The organism is Patescibacteria group bacterium (assembly GCA_020148145.1).
Lineage (GTDB): Bacteria > Patescibacteriota > Minisyncoccia > Minisyncoccales > JAHCRE01 > JAHCRE01.
This window is the reverse complement of record JAHCRE010000012.1, coordinates 1-18,222: the sequence shown is the minus strand read 5'-3', so window position 1 is coordinate 18,222 and position 18,222 is coordinate 1. Positions and strand designations below refer to the sequence as shown.

At 35.2% G+C, this 18,222-nt stretch carries 23 protein-coding genes; 2 read left to right on the top strand and 21 right to left on the bottom strand.

Translation table 11 applies throughout. The annotated features are described in order from the left end of the window. Window positions 1-56: 56 nt before the first annotated feature. Both KJA15_01640 and KJA15_01635 read left to right on the top strand, forming a co-directional pair. Window positions 57-278: a 50S ribosomal protein L28 gene (locus KJA15_01640; protein MBZ9572025.1), complete on the top strand. Its 222-nt coding sequence runs from the start codon at window positions 57-59 to the stop codon at window positions 276-278. Window positions 279-362: 84 nt separating this feature from the next. Next, window positions 363-902 (top strand): ATP-binding protein, encoded by a 540-nt coding sequence (locus tag KJA15_01635; protein MBZ9572024.1) that lies wholly within the window; start codon window positions 363-365, stop codon window positions 900-902. Between the two features lie 266 nt (window positions 903-1,168). Here KJA15_01635 and KJA15_01630 read toward each other — a convergent pair whose 3' ends face one another. The 21 genes from KJA15_01630 to KJA15_01530 form a co-directional block, all read right to left on the bottom strand. Continuing rightward, the gene (locus KJA15_01630; GenBank protein ID MBZ9572023.1) at window positions 1,169-2,239 is read right to left on the bottom strand and encodes an AAA family ATPase; all 1,071 of its coding nucleotides are present in this window, start codon (window positions 2,237-2,239) and stop codon (window positions 1,169-1,171) included. Then, a complete protein-coding gene (locus KJA15_01625) occupies window positions 2,214-3,098 on the bottom strand; it encodes an MBL fold metallo-hydrolase (protein MBZ9572022.1) in 885 nt (294 codons plus the stop codon). Before KJA15_01625 ends, KJA15_01630 begins: the two co-directional genes overlap by 26 nt. Before the next feature lie 99 nt (window positions 3,099-3,197). After that, a complete protein-coding gene (locus tag KJA15_01620; GenBank protein ID MBZ9572021.1) occupies window positions 3,198-3,353 on the bottom strand; it encodes a hypothetical protein in 156 nt (51 codons plus the stop codon). Window positions 3,354-3,461: 108 nt separating this feature from the next. Further along, window positions 3,462-4,208, bottom strand: coding sequence for a ZIP family metal transporter (locus KJA15_01615; GenBank protein ID MBZ9572020.1), 747 nt, complete (start codon window positions 4,206-4,208; stop codon window positions 3,462-3,464). 1 nt (window position 4,209) lies between these two features. After that, entirely contained in the window at window positions 4,210-5,403 is a 1,194-nt protein-coding gene (locus tag KJA15_01610; GenBank protein MBZ9572019.1) for an FMN-binding glutamate synthase family protein, read from the bottom strand. A gap of 143 nt (window positions 5,404-5,546) precedes the next feature. Then, complete coding sequence (locus KJA15_01605) at window positions 5,547-6,785, bottom strand: hypothetical protein (GenBank protein ID MBZ9572018.1); 1,239 nt, start codon at window positions 6,783-6,785, stop codon at window positions 5,547-5,549. A 92-nt stretch (window positions 6,786-6,877) separates the two neighbouring features. Then, window positions 6,878-9,028, bottom strand: a complete 2,151-nt coding sequence (cadA, locus tag KJA15_01600; GenBank protein ID MBZ9572017.1) for a cadmium-translocating P-type ATPase — start codon at window positions 9,026-9,028, stop codon at window positions 6,878-6,880. Further along, window positions 9,025-9,378 carry a hypothetical protein gene (locus KJA15_01595; GenBank protein MBZ9572016.1) on the bottom strand — a complete coding sequence of 118 codons (354 nt, stop codon included), beginning with the start codon at window positions 9,376-9,378 and terminating at the stop codon, window positions 9,025-9,027. The genes cadA and KJA15_01595 overlap by 4 nt, the downstream gene beginning before the upstream one ends. Before the next feature lie 52 nt (window positions 9,379-9,430). Next, the gene (gene mnmA, locus KJA15_01590) at window positions 9,431-10,579 is read right to left on the bottom strand and encodes a tRNA 2-thiouridine(34) synthase MnmA (protein MBZ9572015.1); all 1,149 of its coding nucleotides are present in this window, start codon (window positions 10,577-10,579) and stop codon (window positions 9,431-9,433) included. Next, window positions 10,576-11,088, bottom strand: coding sequence for an iron-sulfur cluster assembly scaffold protein (locus KJA15_01585; protein MBZ9572014.1), 513 nt, complete (start codon window positions 11,086-11,088; stop codon window positions 10,576-10,578). The genes mnmA and KJA15_01585 overlap by 4 nt, the downstream gene beginning before the upstream one ends. Next, the gene (locus tag KJA15_01580; protein MBZ9572013.1) at window positions 11,081-12,226 is read right to left on the bottom strand and encodes a cysteine desulfurase; all 1,146 of its coding nucleotides are present in this window, start codon (window positions 12,224-12,226) and stop codon (window positions 11,081-11,083) included. The genes KJA15_01585 and KJA15_01580 overlap by 8 nt, the downstream gene beginning before the upstream one ends. 77 nt (window positions 12,227-12,303) lie before the next feature. Next, window positions 12,304-12,747, bottom strand: coding sequence for an RrF2 family transcriptional regulator (locus KJA15_01575; GenBank protein MBZ9572012.1), 444 nt, complete (start codon window positions 12,745-12,747; stop codon window positions 12,304-12,306). Window positions 12,748-12,948: 201 nt separating this feature from the next. Further along, window positions 12,949-13,686 carry an undecaprenyl-diphosphate phosphatase gene (locus KJA15_01570; GenBank protein MBZ9572011.1) on the bottom strand — a complete coding sequence of 246 codons (738 nt, stop codon included), beginning with the start codon at window positions 13,684-13,686 and terminating at the stop codon, window positions 12,949-12,951. 154 nt (window positions 13,687-13,840) lie between these two features. Continuing rightward, the gene (locus KJA15_01565) at window positions 13,841-14,122 is read right to left on the bottom strand and encodes a DUF134 domain-containing protein (protein ID MBZ9572010.1); all 282 of its coding nucleotides are present in this window, start codon (window positions 14,120-14,122) and stop codon (window positions 13,841-13,843) included. 93 nt (window positions 14,123-14,215) lie between these two features. Further along, window positions 14,216-14,485, bottom strand: coding sequence for a DUF5320 domain-containing protein (locus KJA15_01560; GenBank protein ID MBZ9572009.1), 270 nt, complete (start codon window positions 14,483-14,485; stop codon window positions 14,216-14,218). A 242-nt stretch (window positions 14,486-14,727) separates the two neighbouring features. Beyond that, the gene (locus tag KJA15_01555) at window positions 14,728-15,036 is read right to left on the bottom strand and encodes an RNA-binding protein (protein ID MBZ9572008.1); all 309 of its coding nucleotides are present in this window, start codon (window positions 15,034-15,036) and stop codon (window positions 14,728-14,730) included. Window positions 15,037-15,355: 319 nt separating this feature from the next. Continuing rightward, the gene (locus KJA15_01550) at window positions 15,356-15,763 is read right to left on the bottom strand and encodes a hypothetical protein (protein ID MBZ9572007.1); all 408 of its coding nucleotides are present in this window, start codon (window positions 15,761-15,763) and stop codon (window positions 15,356-15,358) included. Between the two features lie 144 nt (window positions 15,764-15,907). After that, window positions 15,908-16,198, bottom strand: coding sequence for a hypothetical protein (locus tag KJA15_01545; protein ID MBZ9572006.1), 291 nt, complete (start codon window positions 16,196-16,198; stop codon window positions 15,908-15,910). Window positions 16,199-16,282: 84 nt separating this feature from the next. After that, on the bottom strand, window positions 16,283-16,561 hold the full coding sequence (locus KJA15_01540) for a hypothetical protein (protein ID MBZ9572005.1): 279 nt from the start codon (window positions 16,559-16,561) through the stop codon (window positions 16,283-16,285). Window positions 16,562-16,703: 142 nt separating this feature from the next. Then, window positions 16,704-17,150: a hypothetical protein gene (locus KJA15_01535; GenBank protein MBZ9572004.1), complete on the bottom strand. Its 447-nt coding sequence runs from the start codon at window positions 17,148-17,150 to the stop codon at window positions 16,704-16,706. A 312-nt stretch (window positions 17,151-17,462) separates the two neighbouring features. Next, window positions 17,463-17,966, bottom strand: coding sequence for a PH domain-containing protein (locus KJA15_01530; GenBank protein MBZ9572003.1), 504 nt, complete (start codon window positions 17,964-17,966; stop codon window positions 17,463-17,465). Window positions 17,967-18,222: the final 256 nt, after the last annotated feature.

Genomic DNA, 18,222 nt, shown 5'->3' with positions numbered 1-18,222 from the left:
TTATTATAGTATACTATGAATCTTGTAAAAATTAAAATTCTTGATAAAATAAAAAGATGGAAAAAAAATGTGCTATTTGTGGCAAAAAATCACAGCTTGCCTGGAGACTATCAAAACTTCGGGGAAAATATCATCGGACTATTAAGAAAAGAAAGCGCCCAAATTTGCAATGGGCTCAAGTTCCCCGTGGTGTAAAAAAAGAACTCTATCGAAAATTTGCCGGTAAAAGAATTTTGGCTTGCACCAAATGTATAAAAGCTTTATCAAAAAGAAAGTAAAATCGGGGTGTAGTATAACAGTTATTATACAGGGCTGGGGGTCCTGTGACCCGGGTGCGACTCCCGGCACCCCGACTTTTTAATATGAGACAGACAGTTAATAATTGGTATGTAATAACCGGCGGACCCTCTTCAGGAAAAACAACAGTGCTCAATGAATTGGCAAAATTAGGTTATATAACAATTCCTGACGCAGCTAGGGCATTAATAGATAAAGAGATGAGTGAAGGAAAAACTTTAGAAGAAATTAGAAAAGATGAAGTGGAATTTCAAAGAAAAATTTTAAAAATAAAAATTGGAAGGGAGAAAAGAATACCAAAAAATAAAATAGTATTTTTTGATAATGCTATACCTTGTAGTATCGCCTATTATCAAATTTGTGGGTTGGATTCGAAAGAGGTTATAAGACTGTGCCAAGAACAAAGTTATAGAAAAATATTCTTTTTAGAACAATTTTCATTTAAAAAAGATTATGCTAGAGCCGAAGATAAACAAATAGCTAATAAGCTAAGTAAACTATTAAAAGAAAGTTATGAAAACTTAGGATATGAAGTGATAGATATCTCAGTAATGTCCACGAAAAATAGAGTCCAAAAAATTTTAGCAGAAGTAAAGAAAAATTAATTTTATAAATCAAAAAGCCCTGCCTTTCTTTCTAGAGAGTCTTTCTGGAAAAAATCCAAGTGGGTGCCCAAGGTGTAGCCCTCGGGTTACACATCATATCAGGCTCCCTAAGAAGAACATTTGTCCCAGAATCAGCTAGAAAGAATTTAGCAGGGCTAATTTAATATTAATCCTTTTTAAAAAAGCTGTCAAATTTTTAGACCTCATTCATTCTTCTGAAATATCCACAGTTTTTACCCAATAGTAAGATCTTTCTGTTATAAGGCTCAGAGATTTAAAATATCTACTGTTTGTTTAATTAAAGAAACTGCCATGGCTTGAGGCAACAAACTGAAAGATCGAACCCCTTTATCATCTAAAACTATCCAGGGTTTTTCAATTATTTTGACTTTCTTTTTTTTCTCATCCCACTGATAACTATATTCTGGGGTAATTTCATAATCATCAACAAAATCTTTTGCCAATTTTATCGGAACTGAATTTCTCAAAAGAATTTTCGGGATTCCGTAAAGTGAAAAGGCTTGCCTTATTAATTTTTCGTCCATTTCTAAACGATCTCTTATTGGCTCTATCCCTAACTCATCCCCTTCTTTTGAAACCATTTTTCTTCCTTTACAATCAGGATTATGACAGATTAAATAAAATTTTCCCTGCTTTTTATCATAGACGACTTCTTCTGTTGGACATAGCTTTAAATTTCCGGGAGTCTGACAAAGAGGACAAACTACCCGATGTTTTATTCTTTCATCAATCACAGCTTCGGGAGCATTAATGAGAACAAAAATGTCTGGATCCTCCCGATAATCAATAAGGTCTCTAAAAAATAGCGAATATGATATTTGATCTAAGCCTCGAGGAAAACCATCAATAAAAAGAGCTTTTCTTCCTATTTTACTTATTTTTCTTTTAACTAAAGCTAATATGAGCTCAGTTGGCAAAAGGGTTTCCGTGCTTCTACTCAAGAGAGCTTGGATTGCCTGATCAATCGAAATATAGCCCCGGTAATTCTTTGATAGCCAATTGATTAATTCTCTTTTTTTATTCTCGTTTGATATTTCTTGGTGAACATCCCTGATAATATCACCGATAGAAACATGACTCACTCGCTGAGGAGCAACTGTTTCTATAAACAATTTAGAATAAGTTCCCTTACCAGAACCTTTTTTCCCTAAAAAATAAGCAATAAAGGTATTTTTTTTCAAATAATCTCTTATTTTTTTAATTTCCGGTCCAGCTTTTAGTTTAAAATATTCCTTACAGTTTTTGGGATTAGATAAATTAAACGAGCGAGAAACGCCCTTAATTTTTGTTTTAAAAATTGGAAATTGCTGTTTCATATTTAAATTTTATTCCATCGCTAATTATTTTTATATCACCATTTAAATCTGTCCTTAAAACCTTTATATCAAAAAATTTTAACTTTTCCAATACCTCTGAATTTGGATGTCCATATTTATTTTCTCCAACCTGCACAACGGCAATTTCTGGCAAAACTTTTTTTAAAAATTCTTCAGAAGTTGAAGTTTTTGAACCATGGTGGGCAACCTTTAAAATATTAGAATTAAAATCGATTTCTCGATTAATCATTTTTTTTTCCACTGATTTAGAAATATCACCAGTGAAAAGAAAGGTGTTATTAGTAAAAACCAATCTACTCACAATTGAGGTGTCATTACTCCTTTTGATTTCCTGACCGGCTAAATCTTCAAAGGGATATAAAATATCAATAAAATTTTTAGGGTTAGATTCCCATAATATTTTTTGACCAGATTCAGCTATTTTTATTACTGTCCCCTCTTTTCTGATTACTTTTTGCCATTCTTCATATTCGGATGTATCCCTAATCACTCCAGTCCATAAAACAAAATCGACTTTATATCTTTTTAAAACCTCAATTAGTCCGGCCATATGATCATATTCGGGATGGGTCAAAATTACTAAATCTAAAGATCTATCATAAAAAGGCAGAGTTTTTCCCAATTTTTCTAAAATAGTTGAATCTGGACCTCCATCAATTAAAATCTGGTGAAATTTTGGAGTTTCAATAAAAATGGCATCTCCTTGACCAACATCAAAAAAAGTGACCTCCAAAAATTGAGGTCCATTAAGATCGAAAACAACAATCCAAGCTAAAATATTAATAAAAATTAAACCACTAAAGATAAAAAAAATACAATTTCGGGTTTTCTTAGTCAAAGCTATTTTATTAAAACAAACAACCCAAAATCGAGTTTTCCCGGTCTTGGGTTAAAAATATTCTTTAATTTATCTTATTCTGGTAGAAAGGTTTTATTCTTAAGCTTTCCCTAAAATTCTAAACATTTTTGTCCCACAAGCAGGACAAGTTCCAGTTAATGCTCTTCTTTTTGTTCCTCCCTTTCCCTTCATTGTTATTTCTTTTTCATCCTTTATTTCTCTTTTAGCTTTACACTTTACGCAATATCCTTCCATAATATTTTATGAATTTTAAAGTTTTTTCAAAAATCGACCTTTTTCCACAACTTCATTATACCTTAATTTAAGCAAGAATTATAGTCAAGCCCTTTAATTAAGGTGGGGTTATCTTAACTTTATGATTAACATTAGGCCTATCCCAGCTAAAAATACGAAAAAATGGATGAGTGAATTCTTAATATTTACTTCCCGTTTAATTTCAGGAATCAAATCCGAACAGGCGATATAAATAAAAGTGCCGGCGGCAAAAGGTAAAAGAAAAATAGTCTTGTCCCCTATCTTTTCAGCAAAAAGAAAGCCAAAAATTCCTCCAAAAACAACAGTAGTTCCTGAGATAAAATTGAGAAACAAAGCCTTGCCTTTCTTAAATCCACCGTAAACTAAAACTCCGAAATCACCAATTTCTTGGGGAATTTCATGCAGGGCTACCACTAAAGCAGTAACTGCTCCAATTGGAAATCCAATCACAAAGGAAGCAGCAATAATTAAACCATCAATAAAATTATGAACAGCATCACTGATTAAAATCAGGTAAGAAAATGGCATTATTTCAGGATGTTCCCTAGTGTGATGGTGGTGCCATCCGATAAATTGTTCAAGGACGAAAAAAAGACAAAAGCCAAAAATTAAGTAAAAAAATGTGTTTAAAATTTGGTTAATTCCAGCTCTGGCAATTGCTTCCGGTATTAAATGGAAAAATGCTCCTCCAATTAAAGCTCCGGCTGAAAAAGCAACAAAGATTAGGAGGATTTTATCCAATAACCTTTCCTTTAAAAATAAGGCTAAAGCCCCAACAAAGGCTATTAGACTGATTAAAAATGTACTTAAAATTATCCAAAAGAAAGTTTCCATTTTAATCCGAAACTAATTTAACCCCACTGATTTTTGCCATATCTGAAGTTAGGGTTCTTAAATCTTCTTTAGTTAAATGATGGACATCATTCTTTCCACAGGCTCCGGTAATCATTTTTATTTCTTCTGTGCAATTTCTTATGAAAGAAGCAATGCTCTGGCTGGCTTTTTCAATATTTAAATTTTTTCTTAATTCTGGGTCTTGAGTGGCAATTCCCTTTGGACATTTTCCTACATGACACAATCTACAATAGGTACAACCCATGGCAATTAGTAAAGGGAAGGCAACAAATACTGCATCGGCTCCCAAGGCTAAAGCCTTGGCAAAATCGCCACCTTTATTTAATCCACCCCCTATCCATAATTCCTGGGAAGTTTTTATTTCATCTAACACTTCTCGGGCTTTTACCAAGGCAGAGAGAGTGGGAATCCCTACTTCATCAAGTAAAACTCGAGGAGCTGCTCCCGTTCCTCCTTCCTTTCCATCAATAGCAATTATATCGGGATTAGCTTTTACTGCCAATTTAATATCATTTTCAATATCGCCAGCCCCTAATTTAATAATAATAAGGCTGCCATTTGTAATTTCTCTTAACCATCTTACTTTTTCTCTTAAATCTTCAACATTTTTTATATCCGGATGACAGGCCGGAGAACGAATTTCTTTATCTTTCTCAACTTTTCTAATTCTGGCGATTTCTTCGGTTACCTTTTCTCCTGGTAAATAGCCACCCATACCTGGCTTTGCCCCCTGTCCAATTTTAATCTCAATGGCATCAGCCTTTTTTAATATTTCTTCATCTATACCAAACCTTCCAGTGCTGTACTGAACGATTAAATATTTTGAAAATTTCCTTTCCTCGGACAGTATTCCTCCTTCTCCAGTGTTTTCGATTGTTCCGACGATTGTCGAAGCCTTGGCTAAGGCAATCTTTGCCTCGCCAGACAAAGCCCCAAAAGACATCGCTCCAATGATAATTGGGGTTTTAAGTTCTATCGGTTTTTTACTTTTTTTACCGATAATTGTCTTTGAGCTAATTTCCTCTTTAAAATAATCTACCGGTCTTTTAGCTAACTGGGCTGGGACGAAAACCAAATCATCAAAACTAATTTTGCCAAATTTATCGGATCTACCACTGGAAATAGGAATTCCCTTTACCCTTTCTTGAATTTCTCTAATCCAATTTTGATTCATAGATAATATGGTGCTTAACCGAACGTCGCGGCACGCGACAATTGCCTTCGGCAATTGCGCTAACACCGCTCCTTAAAACCCCTCGGTTTTAATATTTCCGCTACGGGGAAACACCCAGTTTCCCCATCGCCCTTTCTGATGTTTTAACCAAACATTAAAAGCTCGGGTTTAAATATTAACAAAATTCCCAAGGCCAGTATTAATAATCCTCCAATTAGAGTTGACCAATAGTTATATTTTTCAGTAAAACCAATTTTGCTTAAGGTAATAATTGCTAACAAAAGAATAATCAAATCATCGAGCATAAAAATGAAAGTATAAAGCAAAAGATAAGAATAGTAACTAAATTTACTTAAGTTATTTAAAGATAAAATCTGCGTAAAAAATGCTGGCAATCCGAATGAGCAGAAAAATTCTACCAAATTCACTCCTAGGGCTAAAATAATTAAGCCGACTATTATTCCAAAAGTAAATGGAGAAGTAACTATTTTCTCAGCCCGATCTCGCAATCCTTTTTCCAGCTTCGATCTTAAACCAAGAACTTTGCAAACTCCTGGATGATAAGTAACAAAATTTTTAATCTGCCAAATCCCTACTCCAATTGCCAGAATTCCAATCAATTTTCTTGTTAGATTGACATAGGATATTGCTAAAAACAAATTTAGCCAAGCAGACAAAACTAAAAAATAAACAATTCCTGAAGCTAGAATGAAAGTCCCGCCAATTAACCACATCCTTTTTCTTGAACGAGTATTTATTAAAAGAATAATTAAAAATGCTAAAACCCACATCGCACAGGGATTTAAGCCATCTAAGGCTCCCAAAATCACTGTCAATGTCGGTAGAGATAATTTAGAAAGATCAATTTCGCCAATTAAGGGAAGGCGGATGATTTGATCCATTTCGGTTTCCCTGGGTTTGCACTCGCATACCTGGCAATCGCACATTTCGCCCTCGCATTCACAGGTCTCGCATTCTCCTAATTTCTCTAAGGGGTCTGAGCAGCCCTTCTCTAAACATTGAAAAACTGCAGCTTCAATTGTTTTACCAGTGGTTTCATCGCTTAAATATCTAATTATGACTTCATTCCCAATAAATATGACTGGAACGCGAACCTGTTTTTTTTCCTCGCAGGCTTCCAAGAACTTTAAGAGCAATCCAGCATTTTCTTTATTCCCAAAAACCTCAAAAGATTTTATTTGAAGTTCAGGATATTTTTCTTTTAAATTTCCCAAAAATTTTTCTGCCTTTTTGCAATGAGAACAAGTTTCTCCATAAAAAAAATAAAGATTGATTTGGCTTTCTTGAGCTAAACTAAAATCGGCTTTAATCCAAAGGCTTAAAAAAATAATTAAAAGTAATAACCAAATGATTTTCTTCATTTTAATCTCTCTTAGTATATCATAATAATCTTTAATTTAAAATTTATTTAAAAAGCAGTCAAGCGACTGCTATTGATGGAAATTTTTCTTTACTAGTTCCACTTTCTAAGCAAAAGAGAGTTACTCACGACCGATATATCAGAAAGAATCATAGCAAGAGCGGCAATTTCTGGTCTTAATAAGAAACCTAGCCAAGGATAGAGAAGGCCAGCAGCAATAGGAATAGCTAAGACGTTGTAAATAAAAGCTAAAAAGAGATTTTGTTTTATTTTTAAGAAAGTTTTTCTGGAAAGTTCAATTGCTTTAACCACATCCCTTATATCATCCTTAACTAAAATAATACCTCCAGCTTCTTTGGCTACGTCAGTGCCAGCGCCCATAGCAATACCAATATCTGAGGCTACGAGCATCGGAGCATCATTTATCCCATCACCTACTGCTCCCACAATCTTCCCTTCATTTTGAAGTCTTCTAATTTCTTTTTCTTTATCTTGGGGAAGAACCTCGGCTAAAATTTCATCAACCCTCAACTGTTCTCCAATGGCCCGTGCAGTTTTTTCATTATCTCCGGTAATCATTACTATCTTTAGTCCCATCTTCTTTAGATTTTCGATTGCCTCTTTTGAATGTTCTTTTAAGGTATCGGCAACAGCAATTGCCCCTTTTACTTCTCCTTCTACTGAAATCAATATCACTGTTTTCCCTTCCTCTTCCCATTCTTTGCCTAAATCACTCTTAACTAGTCTACGATTTCCCAATAAGACTTTCTTTTCTCTTATCTTTCCTTTAATTCCCTTCCCTGGAATTGCTTCGAAATTTTGGACATTTAATAGCGCTATGTTTTTGCTCTTTGCCTCTTTTACAATGGCTTTATCCAAGGGATGAGTGGTATTGTTTCCAAGGCTAGCTGCTAATTTTAAAACATCTCCTCTTATATTGGTTACTTCTGGTTCTCCTTTAGTAAGTGTTCCAGTCTTATCAAAAACAATAGTGGTTAATTCTCGGGCCTTTTCTAGATACTGTCCCCCTTTAATTAGAATGCCTTTTTCCGCTCCTCTACTAGTCCCAGCCATAATAGCTGTTGGAGTAGCAATTCCCAAAGCACAGGGACAGGCAATAACCAAAACTGCCACCAAGGCAGTCAGGGCGAATAAAAAGGTGCTTCCCTGCCAGAAATACCAAACCACAAATGAAAGGAGGGCGATCGTTACCACAATTGGCACAAACCAGGCGATTACTTTATCTGCTATTTGTTGAATAGGTGCTTTTGAGGCCTGAGCCTCTTCAACTAACTTAATGATCTGCGAAAGTGTGGTTTCTTCCCCCACTTGGGTTGCTTTAAACTTAAAAACTCCTTCTTTATTAATGGTTGCCCCAAAAACTTCGTCTCCTACTTTCTTATCTACTGGAATCGATTCACCAGTAAGCATCGACTCGTCGATGGTTGATCTGCCTTCAGTAATAATTCCATCCGTTGGTATTTTTTCGCCCGGCCTTACAATAACTATGTCGCCTTTTTTAATCTCTGCCGGAGAAACATCTATTTCTTGGCCATTTCTCAAGATTTTTGCTCTTTTTGCCTCAAGATTCATCAACTTTTTAATTGCTTCTCCTACTCTACCCCTAGAAATCTTTTCTAATAACATACCTAAGGTGATAGTAGTTAAAACCATAGTTGAAGCCTGATAAAAGACTGGGCCCGAAATAAAGAAAGTGGCAAAAAGGGAATAGAAATAAGCAGTCAAAGCACTCAAACCCACCAAAACATTCATATCAGCCATTTTTTGTTTTAAAGCAAAATATGTGCCTCTATAAAAAGGCCAGCCTAGAATCACCTGAACTGGAGTAGCTAAGGCAAAAAGTAAAAGATTCCATTTTGGATCATAAAAAAAAGTTGAAATAACAAATACTGGTAGAGTCAAAACAACGCCGAACCAAAACCGCTGCCACCCCTTCTTAATTTCAGGGGCCCACTTCTGTGGGAGGGTGGCGGGTGGGCTGGAGTCCTTCATTTCTCCTTCCTTTTCCAAGGCTTCATAACCTGTCTTTTTAATCGCTTTTTTAATTTCTTCCTTTTCTTCCTTGTCAATCTTTTCCGGATTATATTCAATGGTCGCTTTTGCTAAAGAAAAATTAATATTAGCCGAAATTATCCCTTTTTCTTTTAAAAGAGCTTTTTCAATAATCTTGGCACAGCTTTCGCAATGCATTCCCTTAATAGGTAAAGTAATTTTTTTAGTCACAATTCTTTACAATTTAACATTTCCTTTAATTGTTCAAATGTCCGATAGCCAGAATATATTTCTCCAACTATAACAAGTGTGGGGACTCCTCCAAATTGATGCTTAATTGGCTCCACATCTACATCTATTTCAGTTATATCCACGCCGAGTTGTCTTAATTTTGGGATTGTTTTTTCTGTTTTCACTTTGTTACACCAGCCGCACCGGTTAGAATAATAAAATATCATCTCATTAATTTCGCATTGACCTTTTAATTCGATTTCTGATTTTGCCGGCAAATAATATTTAACTAAGAGAATTATTCCTCCTAAAACTAATGTGCTTAAAATGAAAATATAAATTTTCCTCATTTTATTGTTCTTTCTCTAAATCACTGAAATTTTTCTTTTCTGGAAAAAAATCTCATAATTTAGAAATTATTCCTCCCCCAAGAAGTTCCTGTCCTTTAAAAAAAACTGCTGATTGACCAGGAGTTACTGCTCGTTGGGGCTTATCGAAAATTAATCTGTAAGTTTTTGCTTTCAATTTCTTGATTATAGTTGCTGAGGCTGGCCGGTGCCTATATCTTATTTTGGCCTTTATTTTTAAGGGCAATTCTGGCTCTTTACCAGAAATCCAATTAATATTCTTAGCAATCAATTCTTTTTTATATAAATCCTTGTCATTTTTGGTTACAATTAAAAGATTCCTTTTTATATCTTTATCTAAAACATAGTAAGGACCGCCGGGAAGTCCTATTCCTTTTCTCTGGCCAATAGTGTAAAAATATAATCCCTGATGTTGCCCCACAATTTTTCTTGCCCTGTAGTGAACTTGCCTGTTCCGTATAAAGCTTGCTTTTGTTCGGGGTTCTACTATGGGGCCTGGTTTTGATTTAAGATATCTTTTTAAAAAATCATTTATGGTAGTTGAAATAAAACAAATCTCCATAGATTCTGGAATGTTGAGAACGGGTAATTCAAACTTCTTGGCTAATTTTCTAACTTCGTCTTTGGTATAATCTCCAATTGGAAACAAAATATGCTTTAATTGCTTTTGATTGAGCTGCCAAAGAAAATAAGATTGATCCTTTCCTTTATCTTTAGCTCTTAGTAATTTATAGTTTGGGGTTTGAGATTTGGGGGTTGGAATTTCCCGTCGGAGACGGGCGTAGTGTCCAGTGGCTACATAATCTGCCTCCAAAGCCAGAGCCTTTTCTAGTAAAATTCCGAATTTTATTTCTTTGTTACAAATCACACAGGGATTTGGGGTCCTCCCTGCTTTATGCTCTTTTAAAAAATAATCAACTATTCTTTTCTTAAATTCTTTTTCAAATCTATAAACATAAAATGGAATAGAAAGGTAACTAGCCACCTTCCCTGCTCTTTTTTCAGCTTCTGGCGAACAGCATCTATTCCAAGCCCCTATCAATCCATCCTCTACAGGCTCTGACCAAAACTTCATAAAGATTCCTACAACATCAAAACCTGCCCTTTTCAAAAGGGCAGCAGCCACCGATGAATCGATGCCACCAGACATAGCGCATATTACTTTTTCTTTTAGCCTTTTCATTGTTTATGCATTTTCTCCTCAATTTTTATCCATTCTTTGTATCTCTTCCCTATTTCTTTCCTTTCCCTTTTAATTCTCTCATGCCTTTCTTGAAGTTTTTTTGGAATTCTCTTTTTATTCTTTAACGAATAATCGTAAATTGCCTCAGATAAAGCATCAATGGCTAATAAAGAACAATGGTGTTTGATTGGAGGTAAACCTCCTAAAGATTTAATAACTTTATCCCTTTCAATTTTTAATGCCTCTTCAATCTTCTTTCCTTTAGCTAAATCAGTAATCACGCTACTGGTGGCAAGAGCTGCTACACAACCAAAAGTTTCAAATTTTATATCCTTAATTTTATCTTTCCCTTTTGTATTCTTTCCAACTTTTATATAAAGCCACATCACATCTCCACAAACAATATTCCCCACCTTTCCCAGTCCATCTGGATTTTTCATCCTTCCATAGTTGTGGGGATTTTTAAAATGTTCAATAACTTTTTTTGTATAGGGTCCAATTTTATTCATATTTGAAAGGAGAAATTTTTCTTAATCTTTTTATTATTTTTGGTAATACTTTTAGGACATAATCAATGTCTTTCTCTTTTGTCCACCTTCCCAAAGTTAATCTCAAAGAGCCGTGGGCTTGATGAGGTTTTAAGCCTATTGCTAAAAGAACATGGCTTGGTTCTAATTTGGCTGAAGAACAAGCCGATCCAGTTGAGGCAGCGATACCCAAAAGGTCAAGTTGAATAACCAAAGATTCACCTTCAACAAAAGAAAACCAGAAATTGGCATTGTTTAGAAGCCTCTTTTTTGGATGACCATTTAAATAAGATCCTTCTATTTTTCTAAGAATATTTTTAATCAATTTATCTCTTAATTTTATTAGCCTCTTTCTTTCTTTTTTCATTTCTTTTTTGCAGATCCTGGCTGCCTCGGCAAATCCAACAATGGCCGGAACATTTACCGTAGAAGATCTTAGACCTTTTTCATGACCACCTCCATGCAAAATCGGCGCAATTTTAGTACCTTCTCTGACAAATAAACAAGCTGCTCCTTTTACCCCATACATCTTATGAGAATTAGCTGTCAGCAAATCTACATTCATTTTATTTACATCTATTGGAACTTTCCCAAAACTTTGAGTAGCATCGGTATGAAAATAAACTCTTTTTTCTTTACAAATCTTTCCAATCTTTGAAATCTCCTGAATTGTTCCTATTTCATTGTTTGCATGGATTATTGAAACCAAAATAGTATCCTTTTCTATTGCCTTTTTAAAATCATCAAGATTAATCAAACCATGTCTATCAACTGGCAATTTAGTTACCTTAAGTCCCTGACTTTCTAACCATTTTGCGGTTTCTAAAATACTGGGGTGCTCAATTTGGGAAATTATAATATGTCTCCCCCTTTTTTTATTGGCAAAGGCAATTCCTTTTAAAGCCAGATTATTACTCTCAGTTCCTGAGCCAGTAAAGATTATTTCATTTGGCTTGCCTCCCATTAAATCAGTTATCACCTCCCTACTTTCTTCAAGGGCTTGTTTTGCTTTTTGGCCGAAACTATGCAAGGACATGGTATTTCCAAATTTCTCTGAAAAATAAGGGAGCATGGCTTTAATTACCCGAGGATCAACCGGCGTTGTGGCCGCATAGTCCATGTAGATTTTTCCTTGAAGGGTGGTAGGTGAGTTGTAGTCTAAATATATTTTTCTTATTTTCTTTGCCATATTATTTCTTACCCCGTAGGAAGCTTCGCTTTCCTGTGGGGTTTCACTAAATCTGCTAAGGTAATAGAGTTTAAAGTAGAATTTAGAATATCTTGAATTTTCTGCCAAACATTAAAAGTCTTGCAGATTTTTTTTCTGGGACAATGAAATTTTATTCCCTTTTCCTTAGCTATACATCTGACCGGAGCAATTGTTCCTTCTAGTATTCTTATTATTTTTCCTACTGTAATTTTTTTAGGTTCTCTAGCCAAAAAATATCCTCCCTGAATACCTCTTTTGGCTTTGATTAAACCGGCCTTTTCCAATTTTGAGAATATTTTTTCTAAAAAATCAAAAGGGATTTCTTCATCTTTGGAAATTTTCTTTAATGGGCAGGCCTTATCTTTTAAACGAGGGTTGGCTAAATAGACCATCGCCCGTAGGCCATACTGAGATTTTTTAGAAATTTTCATAGTGGTAATACAAATTAAAACCGACTAAAATAGTCGGTTTTAATATAGCAAGGCCAAAATGACATGTCAAGTTTTTTTCAGAAATTTCTCTATAAACGCTCCACCAACTTTATCTGAAATAAAAGGACTAAATTATACCTCTAGGGATATTTTTCGCTTTGCTCAAAATATGCCTTCCTTGAGGATATTTTTCACTATCGTTCAAATTATAAATCCTATTGCCGCTCCTAAAAAACAAAGTAGGCCAAAAATTAAGGCAAATTTAAAGAAATTTATTTTTTTAGTAAATTTTATCAAAAAATGCAAACTAAAAAATCCGGCTAAAAAACTAGAAATCAAAGATGGCCATCCTTCAAGAGCTAAAACTGGATTCCTTAAAAATAAATAACAACTGGAGGCTAAAATCACAGGGACTGACATCATATAAGAAATTTTTAATATCTCAGAAGGAGTAACTTTTCCTAAAGACAAACCAAAAATAGTAACACCTGACCTCGATAATCCAGGAATTACAGAAAGCCCCTGTAAAAATCCAGTAATCATTGCTAATTTCCCAGGGCTTATTTTAAAAATTATCTTTTTTTTATGAAAATAAGCTGTTAAAAATAAACCAAAACCCATCACTACTAAAAGGCTATTTCCTATCGCTATATTCCTAACTACCTTATAAAGTGGGTATCCAATTACTAAAGATATAAGGGTAGATATTATTAAAAAACGAAGTAATTTAGGATTTCTTAACATTAAAACTTCTTTCCAATCTTTTCTAAAGTAAAGTAGCACTACAAAAAGAGTTCCCAGGTGTAGAAATAAAGCTACTTCAATAGGGTTAACTTTTGTTATTAAAAATTGACTCGCTATCGCAACTATTCCCTCACTAGAAATTGGAATCCATTCAAATATCCCCTGAATGATCCCTAAACAAATTAAATCTGCCATAAATCTACTTCAATTATATCAAACCCATATAAAAACAAAACCCCGAGAATACCACGGGTCGTGGACGATGTTACTTGTCCTCCGTAATTTTAATGGAGGAGGAGAACCTATTTGGTGGAGGTTTAATATAAAAACCTAGCTATCTTAATATTGGCTAATTTATTTTTATTATCTTTATCGCTTTGCCTTTTATCAAAGCTTCGCTAACTTTTTTGTAGGCCGATGATAGAATTCTTTGGAAAGTGCTTTGTGAAGTTTTCATTAGTTTAGCGCATTCAATCTGGTCTAAATCTTTTATATTTTTCAACCTTAAAGCCTCTATTTCTTCAATTGTTAATTCAACCACCTCTAAAAACCTTATCGGCACACTCCGAGGCTTAAAATAGGTAACATTTGGATTGAATCTAATTCTTCGACAGAGTCTTGGTCTAACCATAATTGAAATTATTAAAATCTAATAGTATTCTATAGATGAAGAAGGCTTCCCCAACCCTTCCTTCTCAGAAAGGGCTGGGTTCTCGGCCTTCTTTTATTTTTTGGCCTTTAGTTCAACCAGGCGTTCTTTAATAGCCTTCAATTCTTCTTCCAAAACTTCGGCTTCATCGGTTAACATTTCAACCTCTTCTTTTTTTGTTATTTTGGGTTGATGTGGAGCATAACCCCACGGACCATAACCCCAGAATCTTCCAAATCCACGACCACGACCTCTCCGCCAAGCCATCCCACCACCGCAAGGACCCCAACCCCAACCAGTGCCTGGACCAAAACCCAAAGGACCTCTTCCATCAAATCTTGGCATATTTTTGTTCTTTGTAGTTTAATGATTGTTTGATAGCCCGACCTTTATAATGACTATCTATTATGAGTATATACCCATAACTATAGCCTGTCAAGCCTAAGTTATCCACAATTAAAACCCGAGAAAAACTCTCGGGCAAGCGAGCTCCGAGGGACGGACGATGTTAGAACCTGTTTGGTGAGTATCTAAAACAAAGAGCCTTTTGTGAAAGGTTCTTTGTTGTTTGATTTTTAGTCTTCTTTCTAAAACCTTTTTCTACCAAATCCTTTGCGATTGTCAGAGAATTTTCTGAAAGGTTTCTTTACCATCGGCTTGGCTTCGTCTACTACGATGTTCCTTCCGTCTAATTCTTTTCCATTAAACATTTCTATTGCTTTTTTGGCTTCTTTTTCTGAAGACATTTCCACGAATGCAAATCCCTTTGATCTACCAGAGAATTTATCCATTATGATAGAAACAGAATTTACTGTACCTGCCTGGGAAAATAAATCTTTTAGAGTATCTTCCGTCGTGTCAAAAGAAAGACTCCCTACGTAAAGCTTATTTGTCATCTTTTTTTTAAAAATTTATTAAACTTACCGACCTACTTCTAAGTTCTCACAGATAAAAAATTTAACGTAAGATCTAGATAGTACGACATTCTTCTTTGTAAAAAGAACAGTGATTTAAGTATACATGTCGCACTTCTTTTGTCAAATTAAATTAAAAACAAGTCCAGAATAGACTTGAAACTCTTAGCTCCCCACTGTCCACGATCTTCGAACCTGGTTTTTGGAGAATCTGGGAGTGAGGGTGCCGGTTCTGGTCCGTTCTTAATCAAAAAAGCCCTGTCTTATTTTTTGGTAACTTCAACAATAGTTAAAATATGACTCATTTTGCTCTCTTTAATTTCTTCCGGAATAATAATGGTACAACTTTTTCGTAAAGAACCAGGCGTTCTTCCAACTCTCTTTCAGTGCTTTTAATTTTTTTGTCCCAAACTCTACTAGGATTTTTCTGAATTATATTATATACCGATAAAAAATGTTTTCTAAGTGAGGAAAGTCTACGTTTAGTTAAACGAATTAATTGTTTTCTCTCTTTTTCAGTTAATTCTGGCTTTAAAGATATCTTAATTATTTGCCCAAGAAATTTTGAGTGAGCATCTATTTTCTTTATTCTTTTTTTACTTATATTTACATTTACTTCCCAATCACTGGCCCCTTTCCTTAATTTTTCTGCCCGTTCTTTAAGAGACCAAATATATGAGAGGATTTTTTGATGTTTTTTATCTTCCACTAATTTACTCTACCAAAAAATCGTCTTCTTGGCGATGAGGCGGCGGCACCCAAGAAAAACTCTCGGGGCGGGGCGGAAATAAAAAAAGCCGACTCAAACGGCTTCCTCATATTTAACAAAGTATAATATTTTAAAGTGCGATATTTATGATTTTCTCAAAACGGGTGGTGGTCTTCCCGTAACTTCATTGTAGATGTCTTCCCTTACATAAACGACAGACTGACTGAATTTCGTACCGATTGCTGGAACGAGGAGAACAGGATACCCCCGTACTTTGAGAGAACGAAACTTTTCATACTCTTCAGAACCCTCTTTAACTGTAGATGCTTTCAGATATGTCCCGTCCCGTCGCTTTATAGTGGGTGGAAGATCAAGCCAATGAATTCTTTTTTCCCCTCTTAGTGCCTCCTCTATATCTTTTTCCGTTACATCCATTTTCGATTTTCCCTCCTGTTTTGAACCCTATCAAATAATTCTAAAAAAAAACTCCTAGGGGGGCGGGTGGAAACAAAAAGGAGGTTAAAGATGTTTATCTCTAACTCCTATAGGAAGAGAATCTACGGTAACAAATGGGCTTACGCACCGTATAGGGAATGGTTCTATAGATCTAATTTTAGCAGCTTTCTCTATAAATTTTCTAATGAAATCTTCGATAATAGATGGGTCCACATCTAGTCTTCTGGCTAATTCTTGAACTGCTTCTTCGTGATTCATTCCTTCTACTATTCCCAGTCTTAGATATCTTTCGAATAATCGAAGGTCGTCTATTATCGCTATCTTTTCTTCTGGACTGAACATTACCTCACTCTCTTTAATGTTTAAAGTGAACTGTTTCAATCTTACAAGATGAGAAATAATCTGTCAAGCGGTGGCTCTCAAGGCAGGGCGGGCGGAAATAAAAAAGAGACAAATATGGGGGTTTGTCTCTATGAGATTGAGTCTAATATTTCTCAAACTCTTCTGCGTCAATTCCTTTAGGTTTAATCTCTCCAGCACCTTTACATTCTGGACATGTCTTTCTTTGAGCTCCCTCTCCTAACGGAATCTCTCCCTCTCCGCCGCAGTGGTCGCATATTCCTTTTAGGATCTCTATGACCCCTTGAAGAGTAGTGATTTGGTCTTTTGTTAAGACGATATCAGTTTCTTTCTTTCCAACCGCAGATAAGACGCTTTTGGTACTTTCTCTAAACAGGTATCCAAACACAAGTGGTGGCAATTCCCGCTTTTTAGCCATCCTTTTAAGTATGTTTTTGAGTCTTTTTTCTGGCTGTATTCTTGTATCTATAGTTTCTTCGTGCAACTGTAAGAATTCTAAAACTACGTTTTTCTGAATTTCTGAGGGAAATTTCCCTTCCCCTTCTGCGATCTTCTTCGTGATCCAATCCACAACTCTTTTGCCACGTTGAGTTGGCTGAACGTGTCTCTCAAGTCTCGGACCCTCTTTATTCAATTTAACTCACCGTGATTTTTAAACAACTATTCCTTTCTAACAAATATCCGAAGACCTGTCAATGGCGGGCGCAAAACAAAACCCCGAGAAAAACTCTCGGGCGGGGCGGGCGGAAATAAAAATTGCCCAGCGATGGGCTTTTTTGTCTTAATTAAGAAACAGAACAGGGCTTTTGACCCTGTTTTCGTTGCTCTGCTCCGGGGGACGGACTTTGTTAGAACCTGTTTGGGAAGAAGTTAATGATTACTTCTATAATCCCTGTTTTGTTCCTTTAACTTTTTTAATTAAATCTTCTCTTAACTGTTCTGCTATTTGAATATCAATACCAGGAAGCTTACCTTCAGTTCCCCTTCCGTATTTTCCATAACCCCCTGAATATCCAGCGGTTTGAATCTGAAGATCACTTAATCCAAGAAGTCTTGCTAAAACTCCTCTATAAATATCTATGTTTTGAATTCTTTCATAGGGAATGGAAATGTATTTTTTCCAGATTACTCCTTTTTCTATTTTGATTGCATCTTCAGTTAGTTGGTAACGCCAGAAACGATAAGTTAATTTGGCCCAAATATAACAGAAAATGATATAAAGAAAAAGTCCTGAGATCAACCATCCCCAAGGGAGAACAACTGCTCCTTCGCTAATTTTTCTTTGAATTACTATTAGAAGAGGTGCAATAAAAAATCCGATAAAAAGAGGAGCAAAAAGAAATTGAAAGAAAAATATCCAAACCACTTTAGGATGTAATTTTTCCATATTTAAATCTTATTCTTAATATCAACGACCTTTCGTTTTATTGTATTATAACAAAAAACTCAAGACAATAATTCTTGGGCGAAAAAAATATAGGTCTCTCGAACCGAGCACTAGCCTGCTCCGAGGGACGGACGATGTTAGAACCTGTTTGGTGGGTAGAATCTATTGAGAATTCAGATGTTTTATTTAAGAAGATAAGGGGATTACTGACAGCTAAGTAAATCTTTTATTTGCTCAAAGGTTTTGTACCCCATGT